The 19,529-nt window shown below is 62.2% G+C and carries 15 protein-coding genes and 1 pseudogene; 8 read left to right on the forward strand and 8 right to left on the reverse strand.

The window, feature by feature from the left end; genetic code table 11:
- Window positions 1-47: 47 nt before the first annotated feature.
- Together treZ and DTF_RS0107475 are read right to left on the reverse strand one after the other, a co-directional pair.
- Window positions 48-1,976 carry a malto-oligosyltrehalose trehalohydrolase gene (treZ, locus tag DTF_RS0107465; RefSeq protein ID WP_035056210.1) on the reverse strand — a complete coding sequence of 643 codons (1,929 nt, stop codon included), beginning with the start codon at window positions 1,974-1,976 and terminating at the stop codon, window positions 48-50.
- A gap of 416 nt (window positions 1,977-2,392) precedes the next feature.
- Window positions 2,393-2,587, reverse strand: coding sequence for a hypothetical protein (locus tag DTF_RS0107475; RefSeq protein WP_027714819.1), 195 nt, complete (start codon window positions 2,585-2,587; stop codon window positions 2,393-2,395).
- Between the two features lie 163 nt (window positions 2,588-2,750).
- Here DTF_RS0107475 and DTF_RS0107480 point away from each other — a divergent pair, with 163 nt between their 5' ends.
- Window positions 2,751-3,308 carry a stage II sporulation protein M gene (locus DTF_RS0107480; RefSeq protein ID WP_155890749.1) on the forward strand — a complete coding sequence of 186 codons (558 nt, stop codon included), beginning with the start codon at window positions 2,751-2,753 and terminating at the stop codon, window positions 3,306-3,308.
- 372 nt (window positions 3,309-3,680) lie between these two features.
- On the forward strand, window positions 3,681-4,001 hold the full coding sequence (locus DTF_RS0107485; protein ID WP_027714821.1) for a carboxymuconolactone decarboxylase family protein: 321 nt from the start codon (window positions 3,681-3,683) through the stop codon (window positions 3,999-4,001).
- A gap of 28 nt (window positions 4,002-4,029) precedes the next feature.
- Here DTF_RS0107485 and DTF_RS0107490 read toward each other — a convergent pair whose 3' ends face one another.
- Window positions 4,030-4,512, reverse strand: a complete 483-nt coding sequence (locus tag DTF_RS0107490; RefSeq protein WP_027714822.1) for a GreA/GreB family elongation factor — start codon at window positions 4,510-4,512, stop codon at window positions 4,030-4,032.
- A gap of 7 nt (window positions 4,513-4,519) precedes the next feature.
- Complete coding sequence (locus tag DTF_RS0107495) at window positions 4,520-5,002, reverse strand: YchJ family protein (RefSeq protein WP_027714823.1); 483 nt, start codon at window positions 5,000-5,002, stop codon at window positions 4,520-4,522.
- A gap of 160 nt (window positions 5,003-5,162) precedes the next feature.
- On the opposite strand from DTF_RS0107495, the gene DTF_RS0107500 reads away from it, so the two are divergent.
- Window positions 5,163-5,618 (forward strand): YqaA family protein, encoded by a 456-nt coding sequence (locus DTF_RS0107500; protein WP_027714824.1) that lies wholly within the window; start codon window positions 5,163-5,165, stop codon window positions 5,616-5,618.
- Window positions 5,619-5,627: 9 nt separating this feature from the next.
- Here DTF_RS0107500 and DTF_RS0107505 read toward each other — a convergent pair whose 3' ends face one another.
- From DTF_RS0107505 to glgX, 3 genes are all read right to left on the reverse strand, one after another.
- Window positions 5,628-7,760 (reverse strand): PAS domain-containing sensor histidine kinase, encoded by a 2,133-nt coding sequence (locus DTF_RS0107505; RefSeq protein WP_027714825.1) that lies wholly within the window; start codon window positions 7,758-7,760, stop codon window positions 5,628-5,630.
- A gap of 206 nt (window positions 7,761-7,966) precedes the next feature.
- Complete coding sequence (locus DTF_RS0107510; RefSeq protein ID WP_027714826.1) at window positions 7,967-8,233, reverse strand: hypothetical protein; 267 nt, start codon at window positions 8,231-8,233, stop codon at window positions 7,967-7,969.
- A gap of 169 nt (window positions 8,234-8,402) precedes the next feature.
- On the reverse strand, window positions 8,403-10,547 hold the full coding sequence (gene glgX, locus DTF_RS22475) for a glycogen debranching protein GlgX (protein ID WP_035056109.1): 2,145 nt from the start codon (window positions 10,545-10,547) through the stop codon (window positions 8,403-8,405).
- 269 nt (window positions 10,548-10,816) lie between these two features.
- On the opposite strand from glgX, the gene DTF_RS0107520 reads away from it, so the two are divergent.
- The gene (locus tag DTF_RS0107520) at window positions 10,817-11,227 is read left to right on the forward strand and encodes a GFA family protein (protein ID WP_027714827.1); all 411 of its coding nucleotides are present in this window, start codon (window positions 10,817-10,819) and stop codon (window positions 11,225-11,227) included.
- Between the two features lie 218 nt (window positions 11,228-11,445).
- Here DTF_RS0107520 and DTF_RS0107525 read toward each other — a convergent pair whose 3' ends face one another.
- On the reverse strand, window positions 11,446-13,809 hold the full coding sequence (locus tag DTF_RS0107525; protein ID WP_035056112.1) for a multicopper oxidase family protein: 2,364 nt from the start codon (window positions 13,807-13,809) through the stop codon (window positions 11,446-11,448).
- Window positions 13,810-14,183: 374 nt separating this feature from the next.
- Here DTF_RS0107525 and DTF_RS0107530 point away from each other — a divergent pair, with 374 nt between their 5' ends.
- From DTF_RS0107530 to DTF_RS25345, 4 genes and pseudogenes are all read left to right on the forward strand, one after another.
- Window positions 14,184-14,705 (forward strand): gamma carbonic anhydrase family protein, encoded by a 522-nt coding sequence (locus DTF_RS0107530; RefSeq protein ID WP_027714829.1) that lies wholly within the window; start codon window positions 14,184-14,186, stop codon window positions 14,703-14,705.
- A gap of 36 nt (window positions 14,706-14,741) precedes the next feature.
- Window positions 14,742-17,873, forward strand: a complete 3,132-nt coding sequence (locus DTF_RS0107535; protein ID WP_027714830.1) for a methylmalonyl-CoA mutase family protein — start codon at window positions 14,742-14,744, stop codon at window positions 17,871-17,873.
- Window positions 17,874-17,945: 72 nt separating this feature from the next.
- Window positions 17,946-18,524, forward strand: coding sequence for a cob(I)yrinic acid a,c-diamide adenosyltransferase (gene cobO, locus DTF_RS0107540; protein ID WP_051361110.1), 579 nt, complete (start codon window positions 17,946-17,948; stop codon window positions 18,522-18,524).
- Between the two features lie 167 nt (window positions 18,525-18,691).
- Window positions 18,692-19,529, forward strand: a pseudogene (locus tag DTF_RS25345) (hypothetical protein); the annotation flags it as partial.

The following is a 19,529-nucleotide window of genomic DNA, read 5'->3' on the forward strand; positions in this document are numbered from 1 at the left end:
TATCCTCGGTGACCGGCGTCTTTTCCCAGCTCAGATGGCGTATCAGTTTAGTGAGCATCCTCCTGCTCCTCCCTTTCGTCGTCGGGATACAGCACCACGGCGGCACACCCCGGTATCCACCAGTTCTCCTCGCTGTCCAGGGGCGCGGTTCCGCTGCCGTCGTATTTCGGGTCTTCGCTCGACCAGAGAATGCGCCATCGGCTCCCCTCCGGCGGCGCCAGCAGCGGTTCGGGAGCCGGATCGAGATGCAGATCCCGCCCGAGATTCACCATTATCAGCCGGTCCCGTTGTTCGGGGGCGAAATAGCGCAGCACGAAGGCTTCAGGGCCCAGGACGGCTCCGTCGATCGCGAGATGGTCCGCTTGGCCCAAGACGGAATCGCTGCGTCTCAGATTCAGCAGATCCTTGTGCAGTTGATAGTAGTGCGCGTGTTCCTGTCTCTCCATGGCGTTCAATTTACAGCGCACGAAGGTGGACGGATCGGCCGGGTCGGGCAGCTTCGCCTGAATCTCCGGAACGGCGAGGCTGCGGAACTGTCGGAGGAATTCCGTTCGTCCCTGCTGAATGGGGACGGCGACCTCCTCCGGATGGTCGGCGAAGTAGAAAAAGGGGGTCGAGGCGGCGAACTCCTGCCCCTGAAAGAGCATCGGCGTCCCCGGACCGAGCAGGAGGAGCGCCGTCAGGGCCTTGTAGCGCCCGGGGCTGGTGAGCAGATGGCAGCGCAGCCCCTTCCCGGAGTTGGCGATCTGGTCGTGATTCTGAAGGAAGTTCACAAAGGCCCAGCGCGGCAGCCCGAAGGTGGGGGAGCCGCGGCGCTTCCCCTGCCACTTGTAGAGCTGACCCTGGTAGAGGAAGCCGTACTTGGCCAGCGAAACGAATTCCTGGGGGCTGGCCAGGTAATCGGTGTAATAGGCTTCGTTGTGACCCGTGAGGGCGACCATGGCGCTGTGGTGGAAATCGTCGTTCCACACCGCATCCAGGCCGTATCCCCCCTCCTCCTTCGGCTTCAGCAACCGCACCTGCTGGGCCTCGTTCTCGGCGATGATCGCCACCGAACGTTTTCCCGCCGCCCGTCTTCCGGTCTCTACGATTTCCCGGACGATGTGCGGATCGGAGGAATCGTGGATTCCCTGAACCGCATCGAGGCGCAGCCCGTCGACATGGTACTCCTCGAACCAGTGGCGGACGTTGGCGAGATAGAACTCCCGCACCGGACCCGAATTGTCCCCGTCGAAATTGATCGGCTCCCCCCATTCCCCCTCGTACCGGTCGGTAAAGTAGTCGGGGGAAAATTCCCTGAGCATGTTGCCGTTCGGCCCCAGGTGGTTGTAGACGACATCGAGAATCACACCGATCCCGCATCCATGCGATGCGTCCACGAACCGGCGGAAGTCATCGGGATGTCCGTACAGTCGGGTCGGGGCGAACAGGTTGACGCCGTCGTATCCCCAGCCGAAGCGTCCGGGGAAATCGGCCACCGGCATGATCTCGAGCAGGGTGACGCCCAATTCCTTCAGCTCCGGGAGCTCCCGGCTCGCCGCCTCCCAGGTCCCCTCCTGGGTGAAGGTGCCGACGTGCATTTCGTAGATGACCTGCCCCGCCATGCGGGTCCCGGGCCAGTCTCCATCGGACCATTCAAAGGTCTCCGGCAAAACGACCAGGGAGGCGCCGAAGGGCCCGTTGGGCTGAAACCGTGACGCGGGGTCGGGAAGGAGCCGATCACTGCCGTCCAGGCGGAAGCGGTAATAGCTTCCTTCCCCGGCTTCGGGGACGAGAGCTGAAAAATAGCCGTTCTTTTCGCTCTGAAATGGTGTAATGGTTCCCCCGCCGGGCGCCGTCCCTTCAGGGCCCTTCTCGAGCAAGACTTCTACCTTCCGGCGGATCGGTGCCCATACTCGAAAGTGGACTCCTCCTCCGGGGACCGGTTCCGCTCCGATCGGCAGCCGCCGCCGGTATGTGTTCGATTTTTTCGGCACCGCGAAATCTCCTCTTACCGGGATGGTAAAGAGATCATAGCGGAAGGTTTTTCTTTGGCAACGGCGGCGAAGCGCAACCGTCAATCCCGGCTCCGTGCGGCCCCCGCCTTTGCTGACAGGCAGCCGGGCGCCACCGGAGACAGAGAAAAGAAAGAAACCCTTTTCCGACGGTGGAAAAAATGAACCTGCCGCTTGACATCCCGGACACCGGGGATAAGGTAGAAACAAACGGTGACGGAAACGCCGACGAGGGACAGTAGAGCAAACGACTTGAAACGTCGGACAGGAAGAAATCCCTGTCAGCAACATGCTCGAAGATCCGGAAGAAAAAATCCCTTCCGGAAAACCCATCGGCGCTATCCGTCACTGTTGTTTTGTGATCTCTCAGCCCTGCACGATCGCCGGGGCGGATCCTCCTACAAAGGCTGAGGATTGCACAGATCCTTCGCCTCGTTGGCGCGCGCCTCGCAGTTGCCGCAGGCAAAGGCGGGATGGGAGGAGCGCCGGCGGATCTCCTCGGTCTGCCCCTTTTCCATAAGAATACACATATGGTCGGAATGACACGCGGGACCTTCGCAGGCGCCATACGTCCTTCCCTTTTTCTCAGTCATGGCCTCTCTCCTTTTCTCCGGCGTAGTGGACGCCTTTGATTATTTCCTGGACCATTTAAACGTTAAATGACATTTATCGTTTTGCAAACAGCCGGCGTTCCCGAGCCCCGGATCCCGAGCGCCGCAGGGTTTGCCCCTTTATGAACTTCCGAAAGCGGGGAAAATGAATCGACAGGCAGACGGGAGCGGCGGCGTCATCCATATCCTGAGAGAGGCTCGCCGACAGATCGCGGTATCGTTGGTTCTTTTCATCCTGGCGGGCATCGGGGGTGCGCTGTATCCTCACATCGGGGATGCGGCTCTGGCGAACTTTGCCGAGTATGTACGGGAATTCCTGGAGAAAAACACCCCCGACCTGATCCTTGCCATCTTTCTGCGCAATGCCGCGGCCGCCGGAACGGCGATTCTTCTGGGGATATTTTTCGGAATTGTTCCCGTGGCGGCGATCTCCGTCAACGGCATTCTTTTCGGGGCGGTGCTGCGGTTGATGCCGGCGGAGTCCTGGAGACTGCTGCCGCACGGGGTATTCGAGCTGCCGGCCATGTTCATAGCCTGGGGGCTTGGGCTGTGGGTCGGTCTCTGGATTATGGAGGCCCCCCGCTGGCAGCGCCTGAAGGAACGGCTGACCGCAAGCCTTCGTGTTTACCTGATGTTGATTCTGCCCCTGCTGGTTGTGGCGGCGGTGATCGAGGGGATCGCGGCCCATATTTATCGCGGATGAGGACGGAGTGCAGGGACTGAAAGGCGGGTAATTTTAAGGCAGTTGTAAATATTCGATTCTTAGTCGAATTTTTTTGTTTGACATACTCTAGAACGGCGATAAGGTGAAGACAAACGGTGACGGAAACGCCGACGAGGGAGAGCAGAGCGGACGACCATGTGTCGTCGGGCAGAAGTAAAGTTCCTGCCTAGTAAACGCTCGACGGTCCGGAAGAGCAACACCATCCGGAAAGACCCTGCGGCGCTATTCGTCACCGTTGATTTTTTAGGAAGAGTCTTTCAACTTCGCGTGAGATCGGTGGCCAACCCTTGATTGACTCCCCGCCGTAGCCAACTATACTGAAGCAAAACACACTTGCTTCAGGAGGCCTCCATGCCCTACCTTCCTTCTCCCTTCAAGCGCTTTTGCGAACACTACCCCGAGCTGAACGATCAGTATGAGAAACTGGCACGGGCCTGTCATGAGGCCGGCCCCCTGGATGAGAAAAGCCGGCGGCTGGTCAAGCTGGGAATCGCCATCGGCCAGCAGTCCGAAGGGGCCATCAAATCCCATGCCCGTCGGGCCATCGAGGAAGGAACCAGTGTGGAGGAAGTCCGCCATGCCGCATTGCTCGCCCTTACCACCATGGGGTTTCCCGGCATGATTGCCGCCATTGAATGGATCGAGGAGGTCATCGAGGCGAAAGAGCGCTAGCCCTTTCTTTTCCGCATTTCCCCTGAGATCAGGCGACGGCTACAATGGTGTAGGTCTTACTGGCTGCGGCCTCGCCGGTATGGATCTCATCGTCGCAGATCTTGCCGAGAAGAGCCCGCCCCAGGGGCGACTCCGGGGTGATGACGATGCACTCCGTTTTGCCGTCGCCCACCTTCAATCCCCCAGCATCAGGCCCCACAAACACCTGCCTGCAACTGCCGTCGTCCGATTCGAGCGTGACCAGAGCGGTCAGGCGGATTGGCGTCTTCTCGTCGAAGGGACGAAGGTCCAGGGCGCGGTAGCGCTCCAGCGCCCGGCGGATTTCCGAGGCGCGGTTGGCCTGCCCCTGGGCCACATAGGAGGCCTCGAGAGCGGTGGTGTCGTACTTGTTATCGGGGGCGCATTCTTCGTGCGTGGCTGCGGCATGGGCCCCCTTGGCCGCCGCGGTCAGGGTGGCGAGGTCGGCGGCCAAGGCCGCGACGATCCCGCGCAGGATATTTTCCTTGTCCATGAGGCGTTTACTTCCCGCAGCACTTCTTGTACTTGAGGCCGCTGCCGCAGCTGCAGGGATCGTTGCGGCCGATCTTGCTCACGCTCAGCGGCTGCGACTTGACCATGATCCCTTCGGTGAACAGCCAGCGTTTTCCTTTGCGCCTGAACTTCCCGCGTTCGTGATGGCTGCGCAGACCTCCCTTGTCGCGAAAGCGGGCGACGAACACCACCTCGCCCTCTTCATCCCCGGGGCCGCCTTGAACGGTCTCGAGAATCTCAAGTCCGTGCCATTCGGAATTCTCGGCCCAGGTTCGGGTCCCCTTGTGATCGTACCCCTCGCGGTAATCCGGGTGGGTGCTGTCGAAGAGAAAATCGACATCGGCCTTCACGTGGGCCGAATAACGCGCCCGCATCAGTTGTTCGGCCGTCTCGGCCGGTTTCTTCCCGGTGATGATCGGTTCGCAGCAGGCGGAATAATCGTTGCCGCTTCCGCAGGGACAGCTGTTCATGGCTATTTTTCCTTCCCGGGTCGCAAGGATGTTTAAAAAATCTGCCGAAGTTTATTCATCCAGGCTCCGGCTGTCAAGACTGATGGCGTCGCCCCTCGGAGTTTTTGAACGCCAACCCATCCTCATTGACTTCACCCACGCCCTGCCATAAAGTGCCCGCATGGAAGCATTCCTCGCCGAGCACGGCCTCCCCGCCCTCTTTCTGCTGAGTTTTCTCGCCGCCACTCTCATCCCCTTAGGGAGCGAATGGCTCCTGGCCGTTCTGCTCCTGAAGGGGAGCGATCCCTTCTCTGCCGTCGCCGTCGCCACCGTGGGGAACACCCTCGGCGCCCTGACCACCTACGCCATAGGCCTCTGGGGAGGACCGTTCCTCACCCGCAGGATGCTGCGGATCGACGAGAAGGCCAGTCAGCGGGCGGAGCGCTTCTACGAACGCTTCGGGTCGTGGTCGCTCCTGCTCTCCTGGTTGCCGGTGGTCGGCGATCCCCTCTGCCTGGCCGGCGGAGTCCTGCGCGTCGGCATCCGCCGTTTCCTGCTGCTGGTCGCCCTCGGAAAACTGGCCCGCTACACAGTCGTGGCGGGGATGGTGCTGGAAGGGGGGAGGTGGATGGGCTGAGGAACCGGTTCATCCTTCCCGGTTCTGTCCGGCTGCGTTACGGAGCAGGGTGAAGCCGACCGTTGTCCCCCGGCACGGTTCGCTCTTCACCCAAATCCTGCCGCCGTGAGCCTCCACGATGTTCTTGACGATGCTCATCCCGAGGCCGACGCCTGCAACGGTCGCACAGGTTTCGTCGGCCCGGTAGAACTTGTCAAAGATCCTGTCGACCTGCTCGGCGGTCATGCCGATTCCGTGGTCGGTCACGGTGACGCGGTAAAAGTCTCCTTCCGGTTCCCCCCGGATCTGGACCAGGCTTTCTTCGGCCGAATACTTGAGGGCATTGCCGACAATGTTCTCCAGAACCTGCCCGATCCTGGCCTCGTCGACCAGCACCCGGGCGTCCTCCTCGGCGAGGGTGATTTCCAACCGATGCCGGGAGGCCTTTGTTTCCAGGAAAGGCCCCAACCGGTCGAAGAGCTCCTTCACCGGGCACGGCTCCTGGATCAACGGCAGCCCCTGCCCTTCTTCAATGCGGGTAATATCCAGGATGTCCGACACGGCCCTGCCGAGGGCGGCGGACCTTTCGTGGATGGTGCCGAGAAGCTCCCTGCGCTGTTCACCGTGGAGGTCTTCCCGGCTCAGCAGGAACTCGGAAAACTCCTGGATGGAGGTCAGGGGCGCTCGGAACTCGTGGGCCACCGTTCGGACGAATGCGGTCTTCATCCGGTCGCTCTCCCGCAATGCCTCCTCGACCCGCTTGCGTTCGGTGATGTCGCGGTTGACGCCCCGATAGCCGAGCAGGGTTCCATCCTCATCGAAGAACGGCGCCCCGCTGGTTTCGAGGGCGACCAGACGGCCATCCTTGTGAAGATTGGTGTTTTCCAGGGCTTCGAAGGCCTGGGATTTTTCCTTCTGCTCCCGGAAGAAGGCCTCCACCCGTTTCGCTTCGGGTTCCGGCATGAGGTCGAACGGCGTCTTGCCGATCACCTCCTTCGGCTTGTATCCCAGCAGGTTGCGAACCCTCGGGCTGACATAAGTATAGACCGCATTGCGGTCGATCTCCCAGACCCAGTCGTTGATCCTTTCCACCAGATCGCGAAACAGTTTCCGGCTTTCCCGGAGCGCCTTTTCCGCCTGCTTGTGATGGGTGATGTCCTCGATGAAGGCGATGAAGCGGTAGGAGCCGCGCCGGCGAATCGGAGCAACCGCCAATTTGATGGGAAACTCGTGCCCGTCCCGATGCAAAGCCGTGACTTCAATGCGCCGATTCAGGATCGGCCCCTCCCCTGTCCCCAGAAAGTGCCGCAGCCCTTCTTCATGGGCCGGGCGAAAGCGGTCCGGCATGATCGTTTCGGAGAGCCGCCGACCTACGACCTTTTCGGCCGGCCAGCCGAAGATTTCCGCGGCCCTGGAATTCCAGCCGGAGATGATGCCCTTTCCGTCCATCTCGATAATGGCATCAAGGGCCGCGTCGAGGTTGGCCTGAGCCCGGTCCCGGCTCTCCCGCAGTTCCTCCTCCTCGCGCTTGCGCCGGGTGATGTCGGAGCAGATGCCGAGCACCCCGATCACCTCTCCCGATTCCCCCTTCAACGGAACCCTGCTTGTCAAAAATGTGGCCGTCCCGCCGTCGGCCTGCAGATGGGTTTCCTCCACATCGAGAAGGGGCCTGCCGCTCGTCATGACACTGAAATCGTTCCGCCGGATCAGTTCCGCATCCTCCCGCCGCCACAACAGTTCATAATCGGTCTTACCGACGATGTTTTCCCTGTTGCCGACCCCGGCGACACTGGCGAACCTCTGGTTGCAGTTGAGGTATCGACCCTCCCTGTCCTTCCAGAAGACATAGATGGGAATGTGCGAGATAACCTCTTCCAGCAGTGCGCCTTCCCGATAGGCCTGCCGGATATAGTGGCGCATGAGCCAGGCGAGCAGCAACGCCGAGGCGCCGACGAAGAGCCAGCCCTTGACGGTCTGCGCCTGGGTCAGGAGTATCGGATCATCGAAAAACCACAGGAGGACGCGATCCGAGAAGAGAATCCACGCCCCTGCGACAAGGGCGTAGATGATGGCGCCCTTGATGGAAGCCTTTTGGACATTGCTCAGAACCTGCTTTTTCCCCAGAACCTCACTGCTCACCCGGTTTTGAAAGGGCTCTTGCATCTCACACGGTTCCCGGTCTGCCCGGCCGCGACGGCCGAGCGGCGAATAGAGTGATTCAAGGTATTTATATTAGTCTACCGCCGGCAGAAGACATGACAAGCCGTCAGAAAGGCCGCAGGGGACATTTACAACTCTTAACTCTTCAAGCAGCAATGGCTTTGCCGCCTCTGGACTTTGGGTTCGCTTCAAATTGCAGCGGGTATCGATCAGATGGAAAGGCCGGCGAATTTATCCCGTATCTTCCTCTTCGTCACATCGTTCCCGACGCCTTCGGGATAAAAAGCGACCTCATCCACCGAAAAGGGGATATCCACCTGGTGATTGTCGGTCTCGAAAACCATGGAGACATCTAAGCCCCTCTCCTCCCACCGGATCTCGCGGGGCGTCAGCCCGTGCTGGCCGGCATACCGGGTCGCCACTTCGGCGATCTGCTTCTTTCCCTCTTCGAATTGTTCTCTGGTTTCCACGTCCATGCGCCGCCTCCTATAGGAATTTTCGGACAAACACTATTGATTGAGATCCGAAAGTACTTTCGATCCCTGAAATTTGTCAAAGATAAAGCAACACGCAAGGCAGCTCATTATCCACCGTGTTCTATTTCTGTAGTTTGGCTGGCAATGAGGGAGATTTATTTACGGCCCCCTAAAGCAGGGTATCCGCCGGCCTGGGAATGCTGAAGAGGGCGAGGGAGCGCCCGCGCAGGAGGTAAATCCCTTCACCGCGGGTGCTCCCGTCCGCAAAGGGATCCGATTCAAAGGTGTCCAGCACCCGCCCCCAGGGTTCCTCCGAGGGGGGCAGTCGAAAATCGATGTCCTCCCACCAGGCGTTGAGAAGCAGAACGAAGGTATCGTCCACGATCGGCTGCCCGAGATCGTCCACCTCCCCGAGAGCCTCACCGGCCAGGCGGACCCCTATGGTCCGATGGAAACCCGCCTCCCAGTCCTCCTCGCTCATCTCCTCCCCGTCGGGGCGCAGCCAGGTGATATCCTTGATCTCCGAGCCGTGTACCGGCCGCCCCTGGAAAAAGCGGCGCCGGCGGAAGACGGGATGGCCCGCTTTCAGTTCGATCAGCCGACGGGTGTAGGCGAGGAGCTCCTGCGCCTCGTCATCGAGGTTCCAGCCAAACCAGTTGAGTTCATTGTCCTGGCAGTAGGTATTGTTGTTCCCCTGCTTGGTCCGGCCTAATTCGTCTCCTCCCAGGAGCATCGGCACCCCCTGAGAGAGCATGAGGGTGGCGAGAAAATTGCGAATCTGGCGCACTCTCAGCCGCTTGATGTCGGGATCTTCCGTCGGTCCCTCGACGCCGCAGTTCCAGCTCATGTCGTGATCCGAACCGTCGCGGTTTTCCTCCTGGTTTGCCTCATTGTGCTTGTGATCGTAGCTTACCAAGTCCCGCAGGGTAAAGCCGTCGTGGGCGGTGATGAAGTTGACGCTGGCATAGGGCTTTCGCCCCGTCTCCTGATAGAGGTCGCTCGAACCGGATAGGCGGTAGGCCACCTCCGCCACCCCGCTCTCATCCCCTTTCCAGAAAGTGCGCACGGTATCCCGGTACTTGCCGTTCCACTCGGCCCACAGCGGCGGGAACTTCCCCACCTGGTATCCTCCCGAGCCGAGATCCCAGGGCTCGGCGATGAGCTTGACCTGGGAGAGGACCGGGTCCTGGTGGATGATGTCGAAAAAGGCGGAGAGATAGTTCACCTCCATCAACTCCCGGGCCAACGCGGCGGCGAGATCGAAGCGGAAGCCGTCGATGTGCATCTCCAGGACCCAGTAGCGCAGGCTGTCCATGATGAATTGGGTCACTTGGGGATGGGCCATGTTCAGGCCGTTGCTGCATCCGGTAAAATCCATGTAGAAGCGCTTGTCCTTGGGACTGAGCTGGTAGTAGGAGAGGTTGTCCAGCCCCCGGAAGGAGAGGGTCGGCCCCATATGGTTCCCCTCGGCGGTGTGATTGTAGACCACATCCAGGATGACCTCGATCCCGGCCTTGTGCAGCTGCTTGACCATCCATCGGAACTCGTTGACCTGCTCCCCCCGTCCGCTGCCCGTGCCGTAACGACTATCCGGGGCGAAGAAGCCGATGGTGTTGTACCCCCAGTGGTTGACCAGCCCCTTGTCCCTGAGCATCCATTCGTCGACATGATGATGCACCGGCAGGAGCTCCACCGCCGTGATCCCCAGACCGGTGAAATAGTCGATCATGGCCGAAGAGGCGAGGCCGGCGTAGGTCCCCCGCTGGTCGGCATCGACCCCGGGGTGGCGAATGGTGGCGTCCTTGACGTGGACCTCGTAGATGACCGACTGGCTCCACGGAGTCTTCGGCGGCCGATCGCCCTCCCAGTCGAAAAAGGGATTGGTCACCACGCACTTGGGAAGAAAGGGTCCCGAATCACGGCTGTCCAGAGCGAAGTCCTCCTCCGGACCGCCCAAGGGGTAGGCGAAGAGCGCCTCGTTCCACTGGATACGGCCGGCGATCGCCTTGGCGTAAGGGTCGAGAAGGGCCTTGGCCGGATTGAACCGATGACCGGCGGACGGTTCGTAGGGACCGTGGGCCCGGTACAGATAGCATTTGGGCGGAATCACATCGGGGAGGTAGACGTGCCATATATAGCCGTTCCGGTGCTCCAGGGAGATCACCGCCTCGGGCTCTTCGGCACTTTCGGAGGGATATAGAAGCAGTTCGATTTTTTCGGCGTGTTCGGAAAAGACGGCAAAATTCGTCCCCTGTCCGTCCCAGGTGGCCCCGAGGGGATAGGATTTGCCGGGCCAGATCCTGTACTTGACCATGCCATTGCTCCTTCTGCGTTCCGCCTCGGATCTGATCATCGGAGCCGGTGCCCTGAGGTGTCTACCGGTGTCCCTTTAGCCATCCAAGAGCAAGCATAATTCCTGGCTTTGACCTGTCAATACCTCCTGTCCGTCGCTTGTCCGCGGGCATCCGCCGGTGCAGACCAGGTCAGGCGATTGACATTACCGGATTATGGTAGAAACTGTATTGATTACCAGATGTTAAAGTGCCCCCAGGAATCACTTTCAAAACTCCAGGAGGAAATCTCATGTCCGAGAAACTGACCGGCTCCTGCCTCTGCCGCGCTACCCTATACCGGATCAACGGCGAAATCCGCATGGCCGGAAACTGCCACTGCAACAAGTGCAAGAAAATAACCGGCGGCCCTTTTCAGTCCTTTGCCCTGGTCCGGGAGGAGGATTTCGAGTTCATCCAGGGAGCGGAAAGCCTGAGCACCTACCAGGTCTCCGACAACCTGGCAAAGCATTTCTGCCCCGCATGCGGCACCGCTCTTTTCAACCGCAACAAGATGGTCCCCGGCAAGCTCATCGTCCAGATCGGCACCCTTGACACCCCCGCCGCCGTTACCCCCGCCTACAATCTCCACTGCGAAAACATGCTCCCCTGGATCACCTCCATCGGGCAGATCCGGAGTTTCGAGAAGGGGTACGAAGAATAAGGTCGCAAGGGAGGAAAGGGGTGGCGACGCCGAGGGCGACCTGGGCAGTGGTTCGAGCAGTGTCAGTTCGCCGCGCGGCAGACCTTCGGCGAAGCGGCCCAAGATATGCCCGGCTCCGCCGCCGTCGCGGCTCGTCCTGGCCCGCTGGAGCGCTTCCACGGCTCGCCGGCAGCGGGCGCAGGCTGTCAGGTGGGCCTCGGCCTCGGCGGTGGCCGGCGCTACTCCGGAGCCAGTGTGGGCAAACCGACGGCGTACGGCCGCATCATCTCGTTGTCCTCGTGCTCGACGATGTGGCAGTGCCAGACGTACAGGCCCGGGATGTCGAATCGGGCCTTTACCGTGGTGATCTCGCCCGGGTAGGCGACCACGGTGTCCTTGAAGCCCGTCTCCCAGGGCTGGCGGCTTCCATTGGGACTGGGTGTTCCATCCAAAAGGGTCCGCGCGACCACCTCGAAGCGCACCAGGTGCAGGTGAATCGGATGGGCATCCGCGGTGAAGTTGTAGATGTCCCACTCCTCGACGGCACCTTCGGCCGGATTCTCCGTGACATGGACGGTTACATTGTTGCCGTTTTCGAGTTCCACCAGTTTCATCGCCACGTCCGGTCCGCCTGTGTCGGTCCATTTGAGCGGAATGCCTGTAGCACCCGTGCCGGAACCCGAAACCTGCCCCAACAGGGCCTCGGTGGGACCGAAAGGCACGACTTCGATCACGCCGGGTTCAGGATCAGGCATGTCGCAGGGAACCTGGCGGATCGGTACGACGAAGGCATCCTCTGCCACATCAAGAAGCACGCACACTTCCTCGGACTCCGCCTCGTTCAGCGATACATTGCGAGGGGTGGCGCGGGTGAGTGCCCCCAGGGGCCCCTCGGCGTTCAGCACCAGGTCCTGAGGCGCCGTGGCAGGGGTCTCGGTCCCGGGGTCGGTTCCTCCCCATCCGGTCAGTTCGGCGTCCACCACGAACTGCATCACCTGGCCGGTAGTGCCGGCATCGGCCTCCGGCTCGTCACCCGGGGTCGCATCCAGGCTGAAGCCGCCGAAGGGCTCATCCGGTCCGGTGTTGATCATGCGCACCACGGTTCCATCGCCAAGTCCGCTGAAGTCTACGATGACGTCGGCCCGCTCCGCCGGGCCCATGAGCAGCGCCTGATCCGGGTCCGGAGCCGGCACCCCCGCCGGGATCGTTCCGTCGCCCGGAAGTAGCGTGGCGAAGCCGGTCCTGACCTCCACCACGTTCGTCAGGAACCCCTGCTCGGCACCGATCTGGTAGAAGGGGATCTCTTCTCCGAGGATGTCGTCGCCGGTGCCCGTTTCGCCGTCGGGGCCCGGACCGGTCACGACGAACAGCGCCAGATTCAGAAAGCGCGAGTCGCACCCGTTCAGCAGGCGGAAGCGGTATCGGGCCTGGCCAACTTCCAGCTGGGGCCAGGAGACGCCGTTGACCACCATCACGTTGAAGAAAGCCTCAGGCTGCCAGTGCGGGAGGACGTCGGAGAAGGAGGCGAAGTCGATCTGCAGGCGACCATGACCACGGGTGATGCCTTCGAAGAAGGCCCGATACTTGGGATAGAACAGTCGGCCGTTGCGGTCGAAACTTCGGTCCTGGATGGCGACGGGGATTTCGCGAATGCCGTCCCGGGCTCCTCCGGGAACATTGAGGTCGAGAACACCCTGTCCCGCGACAGGGGCAGGCCCGGGCAGGACGGCCGCCTCGCCCGAGTCGTAAATTTCAGGCTGGTCGTAAGCACCTCCCCGGATCAGCCAGAAACCGGCCGGCCCGGCGTAAACGTTGAGGCGGGTCATCCCCAGGGTGTGATCGTGGTACCAAAGGGTGGTCGCCGGCTGATCATTCAGGTAACTGTAGTCGGCGTAGCCGGAATTGCCCGGGGACTGGCCCGTGGAATCGTCGAACAGCCTTCCTTCGGTGGCGTATCCCTCCGGGATGTTGTTGGCGGCTGGCAGCCACCATGCCTCCGGGTAGCCGTCGCTGTGCGGCTCCACATGGGCGCCGTGCAGGTGGGTCACGATGGGAACCGGCCCTTTGTAAACCTTGTCGCTGATCCCCGCGCAGTCGGTTCTCTCGGTTCCGTCCCTGCACTCCTGCGGGGGATTCGCCCAGTGCACCGTCTGGTCGACTGGGAGCAGGTGCTCCAGATACCTGCCATTCTTGTCCACCAGCCCGTTGATCCACCGCACATCGACCTGTGTACCCGAAACGGACTCGATGGTGTAGGCCGGATAGTTGAAACCGGAATCGGGGTTCGGAGCCACCTCAGGCAGGGGATCGTCTGCCGGTCCGTAGCTCCAGACGGTGGTGGCCTTGAATTTGTCATCGCGGCCGTTGATGGAGTTCCAGATCCCCCCCGGCAGAATCTGCTGCTTGAACTCCCTGACCGCGATATCGTAGCTGTCAGGACTCCCGTCGTTCTTCATCACCGGCGGGATGACCAGGGGCGTGACGTACTTGGGGATTTCGGTCGGGTCGAGCGTTCCGCCCGGCAGAGGCTCCGCGGAAACTCCGGCGCCGCAGAGAAGAACCAGAGCGATTCCCCCCGCTATGCCTGTTCGTAAGGTGCGCATAACCGCCTCCTTTCGCCTCGATGCCTTTTCTCGTTCTCGTGACTCCTTTCCTGGTTGCGTTTGATTTTACAATAATGGGGAAAACAGCGATTGCAAGAAGTTATTTGGAATTCGCTAATCCTGTATAGATACTAATACAGAGTTCGTGGAGGGGGGTTCACCCCGCCTACAATCTCCACTGCGAAAACATGCTCCCCTGGGTCACCGCCATCGGCGAGATCAAAAGCTTTCAGAGGGGTATGGGGAATAAGTCCCTACTGGGGATCGTGTAGTTTCCCCAACCATTCCCCCTCACACCTCCGCTCCTTATTCTGCGCTATACTGGTGAAAACAAACATTTTTCCTGTGACCGCAGGAGGAGACGGGAGACAGGCATGGCACTCTACGAATTCGAAGGCAAGCAGCCCCGGATCGGAGCGGGGTCCTTCGTCCCCGAGTCTGCGGATGTCATCGGCGACGTGACCATCGGGGAAAAGTGTTTCATCGGAGTCGGGGCGCGCATTCGCGGCGATTACGGCACCATCGTCATCGGCAACGGCACGTCGGTGCAGGAGAACGTGGTCATCCACGCCCGGGAGGGGGACCGCACCGTCGTCGGCGACCAGGTCCAGCTAGGCCACGGCTGCATCCTCCACAACTGCACCGTGGCGGACAACGCGGTCATCGGGGTCGGGGCCATCATCTCGGACTACGCGAAAGTGGGCAACTGGGCCATCATCGGCGAGGGGGCGGTGGTGCGGGGAGACATCCCCGACGGCGCAGTTGCGGTGGGGATCCCGGCCAAAGTGGTCGGCAAGGTGACCGACGAGCACAAACGGGAGTGGCTCCATTACAAGCGGCTCTACGCAGACCTGGCCAGCGAGCGCTATCCCCGCGGCTTCCGACGGATCGGATAGCAGGCCGATCGGCCTGAGAAAGGGGATGTTTCCAGGATGCTAGAGCGCCCCCTCAGAATCATAACGGCGGTGGCTGCCTACGACGGCCACGATGCCTCGGTGCTGGCGTTGAACCGTGCCCTGCTTGCCGGCCCGCGTCCGGTGGAGGTCATCTACCTCGGCTTCAACATGACCGGCGAACAGATCGCCGCCGCGGCGCTGCAGGAGGGAGCCGATGCGGTGGCGGTCAGCTCCTACAACGGCGGCCACCTGCAGTTTTTCCCTCACTTGGTGCGACTCCTCAAGGAGAAGGGAATCCCCCATGTCCTGGTCTTCGGAGGCGGAGGCGGCACCATTCTGTCCGTGGATGCCGCCACCCTGGAGGCCGAAGGCGTCGAGAAGATCTACGGACCCGGCTGGCCGCTCGATGCCATCGCCGCCGACCTGATGGAGCGGACCGTTCGGAACCGGGTCGAGCCCGCAACTCCTGATCCCCCTCTTCCTTCTGACCGGCCCCTCGAGCCGCCAGCCCTGAGCCGCCTTCTGGATGTGGCCGGGAGGGAGGGCGACCGCGGGCTGGAGCCCTGGCGCAACTGGCTGGACGCCAGGGGCGGCGGCGCAAGGGTGGTGGCCGTTGCCGGAGACGGCGGCAGCGGCAAGAGCACCCTCATCGACGAAGTGGTCCGCCGCTTTCTCGACACCGCCCCGGGTAAAAGGCTCGCCATACTCGCCAACGACCCCACCACCCGCAGCGGCGAGATCCCCACCGCCTTTCTCGCCGACCGGGTGCGCATGAACAACATCTACCACGAGCGCGTCTGGCTGCGCAGCGTCGCCACCGGCACTCCCTACGCTCCCTTGAGCCCTTTCCTGCCGCCGATGCTGCGGGTGCTGAGGGCCGCCGGCTTCGATCTGCTGCTGGTGGAAACGCCGGGGACCTCCCAGACCGGCCTCGACCCGGGAGCCCTGAAGGCCGATCTGCTGGTCTGCGTCAAGACCCGGGAATACGGCAGTGCCCTGCAGCTGCAGAAGGACCAGCTGCTGCGCGACGCCGACCTGGTGGTGCTGAACAAGGCTGATCTTCAAGGGACCGAAGGAGCCTTCGGCGAGATGGATGCGGTGCTGAGGGACCTGGGGAAAACCGGGGCGCTCTTCCCGGCGACCGCCAAGGCCGCCCGAGACCCGGGGATCGACCGGCTCTTTGCCGAGATCTGCCGACGCCTGGGCTGGCACGCGCCGGAAACGGCAGCCGAAAACGATATCTTCCGCTACGCCGGACACCATGTCCTGGTCCCCCACCGCCGCCGCGCCTACCTGGCGGAGATTGCCGGCCGGGTGCGGGAGTATGACCGCTGGACGGCCGATCAGCTCGCCGAAATCCGCCGCAATCCCGGCGATCCTTCCCGGCTCGACCCGCGATGCCGGCAGCTGCTCGAGGAGTGGCCGCGGCAGTGGCGGGAACTCTCCCGGCAGGCGGCGCTGCGGCTGGGAATGGAGCCGGCGGTGGAGACCCCCAACGGGCTGAAGCTGCCGCGGGTGGCGCTCCCCGACCCGGAGGATCGGGCCGAGAGCCTGCGTTTCCTCCTCGCGGAAGGGCTGCCCGGAAGCTTCCCCTTCGCCACCGGCCTCTATCCCTACCGGCCGGTATCCGCCGGCGAGACCACCCGTCAGTTCGCCGGCCTGCGGGGCCCCGAGGAAACCAACCGCCGCCTGCACCTGCTGGCGCGCGGGGTGGCCCGGCCCCGGCTCTCCATCGCTTTCGACGGCATCACCCTCTACGGCGCCGACAGCGACGACGATCCCGGCAGTGTCGGCAAGATCGGCGAAGGGGGCGTGGCCATCGACACCTGGGAAGACATGAAGCTCGTCCTCGAAGGGTTCTCCATCCCCGACATCAGCACCTCGATGACCATCAACGGTCCGGCGCCGGTGATGCTCGCCATGTATTTCACCGCCGCCATCGAGATCGAACGCGAGCGCGCGGAAGAGGCGAAAGGCGCCCCGTTGACGGAGACCGAACGGGAGGAACTGCGCCTGAAGACCCTGCGCGCCCTGCGCGGCACGGTGCAGGCCGACATCCTCAAGGAGGTCCAGGCCCAGAACGAAAGCATCTTCCAGACCGATTTCGCGGTGAAACTGCTCGGCGACGTCCAGCAGTGGTTCATCGACCAGGAGGTGCGCAAGTTCTACTCCCTGAGCGTTTCCGGCTACCACATCGGCGAAGCCGGAGCCACGCCGGTGCAGGAACTCGCCTTCACCCTGGCGAACGGATTCACCTACGTAGAGAATTTTCTCGCCCGGGGGATGCCGATCGACGACTTCGCCCCCAGCCTCTCCTTCTTCTTCAAGGTCTCCCACGAGGCCGAATGGCTCGCCTACGGGGCGGTCTGCCGCAAGATCTGGGCGATCGCCCTGCGGGACATTTACGGGGGCTGCGAGCGATCGCAGATGTTCAAGTTCCACACCCAGACCTCGGGGCGCGCCCTCCAGGCCGAGGAATGGGACACTCTCAACCCGGTGAGGCTGACGTACCACGCGCTGCTGGGGCTGCTGGCCAACACCAACTCGCTGCACGTCGACTCGGCCGACGAGCCGATGACCACCCCCGGTGAGAAGTGGGTGCGCCAGGCGACCATGATCCCCAATTACCTGCGCGAGGAGGCCGAGGCCTTCGTCATCCAGAATCTCCTCTCCGGTTCCTATGCCTTTCGCGCCCTGATGGAGGAGGTGCAGACCGGAGTGCTCGAGGAATTCGACCGCCTCGATCAGCTGGGCGGCGTCGGCCCGGCGACGGAGCAGGGCTACCAGCGCCGCTGCATCGCCGAGAATTCGGCCCGCTACGAACGGGAGCGGCGGCGCTCGGTCGGAGAGAATTCCCCTCCGCCGCGCCGCCGGGTGATCGGCTACAACGTCCACGAACTCCCCGAGGGTCACCCCGACAAGCACCCGCCCGTGGCCGAAGTGGTCCGTCCCGGCCCCTCCGACCGGGAGCGGCAGCTGGCCCGGGTCAAGGCCTTCAAGGAGCGCCACCGCGAGGACGCCCCCGTTTATCTGGCGCGATTGAAGGAGGTGGCGCGGACGGAAGGGAACGTCTTCGGCGAGCTGCTGGAAACCGTGCGCCACGCGACCCTTGGACAGATTACTCGAACCCTGGCCGAGGTCGGAGGGGCGTATCGGAAGATGGTTTGAGGGCAGTGATCGGTGATCGGTGATCGGTGATCCGTGATCGGTGATCCGTGATCCGTATTCCAAGGAATGACCATGAAACGCGGAACGAAACCGGCGAAGATCGACCGATTGGAACCGAAGGTGCGCCGGGGGCTGATCGTGGTCATCACCGGCAACGGCAAGGGGAAGACCACCTCGGCGCTGGGGATGGCGCTGCGCGCCTGCGGGCACGGGATGAGGGTCTGCATCATCCAGTTCATGAAGGGGGATCTCTATGCCGGGGAGTGGGACGGGGTCAAGCAGATGAACTGCGACATCGAGCTGGTCGCCACCGGCAAGGGGTTCTGCGGCATCCAGGGGAATCCCTACCCGTGGGAGGAGCACCGCGCCAACGCCCAGGACGCCATCGACCTGGCCCGGGAGAAGATCGCCTCAGGAGGCTGCGACCTGCTGATCCTTGACGAGATCAACAACGCCCTCAAGCTCAAGCTGGTCGACCTCGAACAGGTCCTCGACCTGCTGCGCAACAAGCCCCCCCTCCTCCACCTCGTCCTCACCGGCCGCGACGCCCACCCCGAGGTCGTCGAGATCGCCGACACGGTCAGCGAGGTGCGGGAGATCAAGCACGCCTACCGCAAGGACATCGAACCCCAGCCCGGGGTCGATTACTGAGCCATCCAACTCAATGCCAGCAATGAAATCCTGCCTGCGGCATCGACCACCTTCATTAAGTCATTGAAAAATAATTGTTTTTACGTATTGACAGATGCAAACAAAGGGATACAAGTATGGAACGTTTTCCTTTTAACGGTAGAGACAACCCTTTGTTGGAGGATAGTATGAAAAGGATTCGAAGGAACCTGAAGAGAAGGAACCTCTTCCGCGATTCCCTGCCGACCGCCATGCTGGCCCTGCTTCTTGCCGCCTGCGGCGGAGGCGGCAGCAGTGACAACGGAGCTGCTCCGGTCACCCCCACACCCACGACCATTGCCGAGGCTCCGCCGGCGACTGCCCGGACGGTCGTCGGCACGATCGACACAGCTGGGGCGCAGCCGCAGGCCGTTGCTCCGGGGACATCCCTCACCCTGGATGACGGTTCCGCCGCCATCCCCCTCGACGCGCAGGGGCGTTTCGAGATTCACAACGTCCAGGACGGCAGCCACTCCCTGTTCCTCCATCACCCTGACGGAACAACGGTAGAAATCCCCTTCCAGATGCTCGAAGGCCGCAGCCTCTCGCTCGGCACCGTCCGAGTCGGCAACGGCTCCTTCGAACACACCGGCTTCAACGGCTTCCGCTTCGGATTCGTCGATGACAACGGCGACGGGATTAATGACATGTTCATCGACGCCAACGGAGACGGAATCTGCGATGGCGCCGGACTCTACGCCGGCTATCCATTTTTCATGGAACATGGCTTTGCCGACGGTAACGGCGACGGGATCAACGACCGCTTCCGCGACGCCGACGGCGACGGAATGAACGATGTCGACGGCATGCCGTACGGCCCCGGCTTCGGCTTCGTCGACGCGGACGGCGACGGCATCCACGATGACACGGGCATGCCCTTCCGCCACCCCTTCGGATTTGCCGACGCCGACGGCGACGGGATCAACGACCACTTCCGCGACGCCGACGGCGACGGCTTAAACGATCTCACGGGCGTTCCGTTCATCG

Origin of the sequence: Desulfuromonas sp. TF, assembly GCF_000472285.1 — a bacterium.
Lineage (GTDB): Bacteria > Desulfobacterota > Desulfuromonadia > Desulfuromonadales > ATBO01 > ATBO01.

Bases quoted from the DNA above. Each gene is read 5' to 3' on its own strand.
- DTF_RS0107475 (WP_027714819.1), bottom strand. From the start codon at position 2,587: ATGACTGAGAAAAAGGGAAGGACGTATGGCGCCTGCGAAGGTCCCGCG.
- DTF_RS0107480 (WP_155890749.1), top strand. From the start codon at position 2,751: ATGAATCGACAGGCAGACGGGAGCGGCGGCGTCATCCATATCCTGAGA.
- DTF_RS0107485 (WP_027714821.1), top strand. From the start codon at position 3,681: ATGCCCTACCTTCCTTCTCCCTTCAAGCGCTTTTGCGAACACTACCCC.
- DTF_RS0107490 (WP_027714822.1), bottom strand. From the start codon at position 4,512: ATGGACAAGGAAAATATCCTGCGCGGGATCGTCGCGGCCTTGGCCGCC.
- DTF_RS0107495 (WP_027714823.1), bottom strand. From the start codon at position 5,002: ATGAACAGCTGTCCCTGCGGAAGCGGCAACGATTATTCCGCCTGCTGC.
- DTF_RS0107500 (WP_027714824.1), top strand. From the start codon at position 5,163: ATGGAAGCATTCCTCGCCGAGCACGGCCTCCCCGCCCTCTTTCTGCTG.
- DTF_RS0107505 (WP_027714825.1), bottom strand. From the start codon at position 7,760: ATGCAAGAGCCCTTTCAAAACCGGGTGAGCAGTGAGGTTCTGGGGAAA.
- DTF_RS0107510 (WP_027714826.1), bottom strand. From the start codon at position 8,233: ATGGACGTGGAAACCAGAGAACAATTCGAAGAGGGAAAGAAGCAGATC.
- glgX (WP_035056109.1), bottom strand. From the start codon at position 10,547: ATGGTCAAGTACAGGATCTGGCCCGGCAAATCCTATCCCCTCGGGGCC.
- DTF_RS0107520 (WP_027714827.1), top strand. From the start codon at position 10,817: ATGTCCGAGAAACTGACCGGCTCCTGCCTCTGCCGCGCTACCCTATAC.
- DTF_RS0107525 (WP_035056112.1), bottom strand. From the start codon at position 13,809: ATGCGCACCTTACGAACAGGCATAGCGGGGGGAATCGCTCTGGTTCTT.
- DTF_RS0107530 (WP_027714829.1), top strand. From the start codon at position 14,184: ATGGCACTCTACGAATTCGAAGGCAAGCAGCCCCGGATCGGAGCGGGG.
- DTF_RS0107535 (WP_027714830.1), top strand. From the start codon at position 14,742: ATGCTAGAGCGCCCCCTCAGAATCATAACGGCGGTGGCTGCCTACGAC.
- cobO (WP_051361110.1), top strand. From the start codon at position 17,946: ATGAAACGCGGAACGAAACCGGCGAAGATCGACCGATTGGAACCGAAG.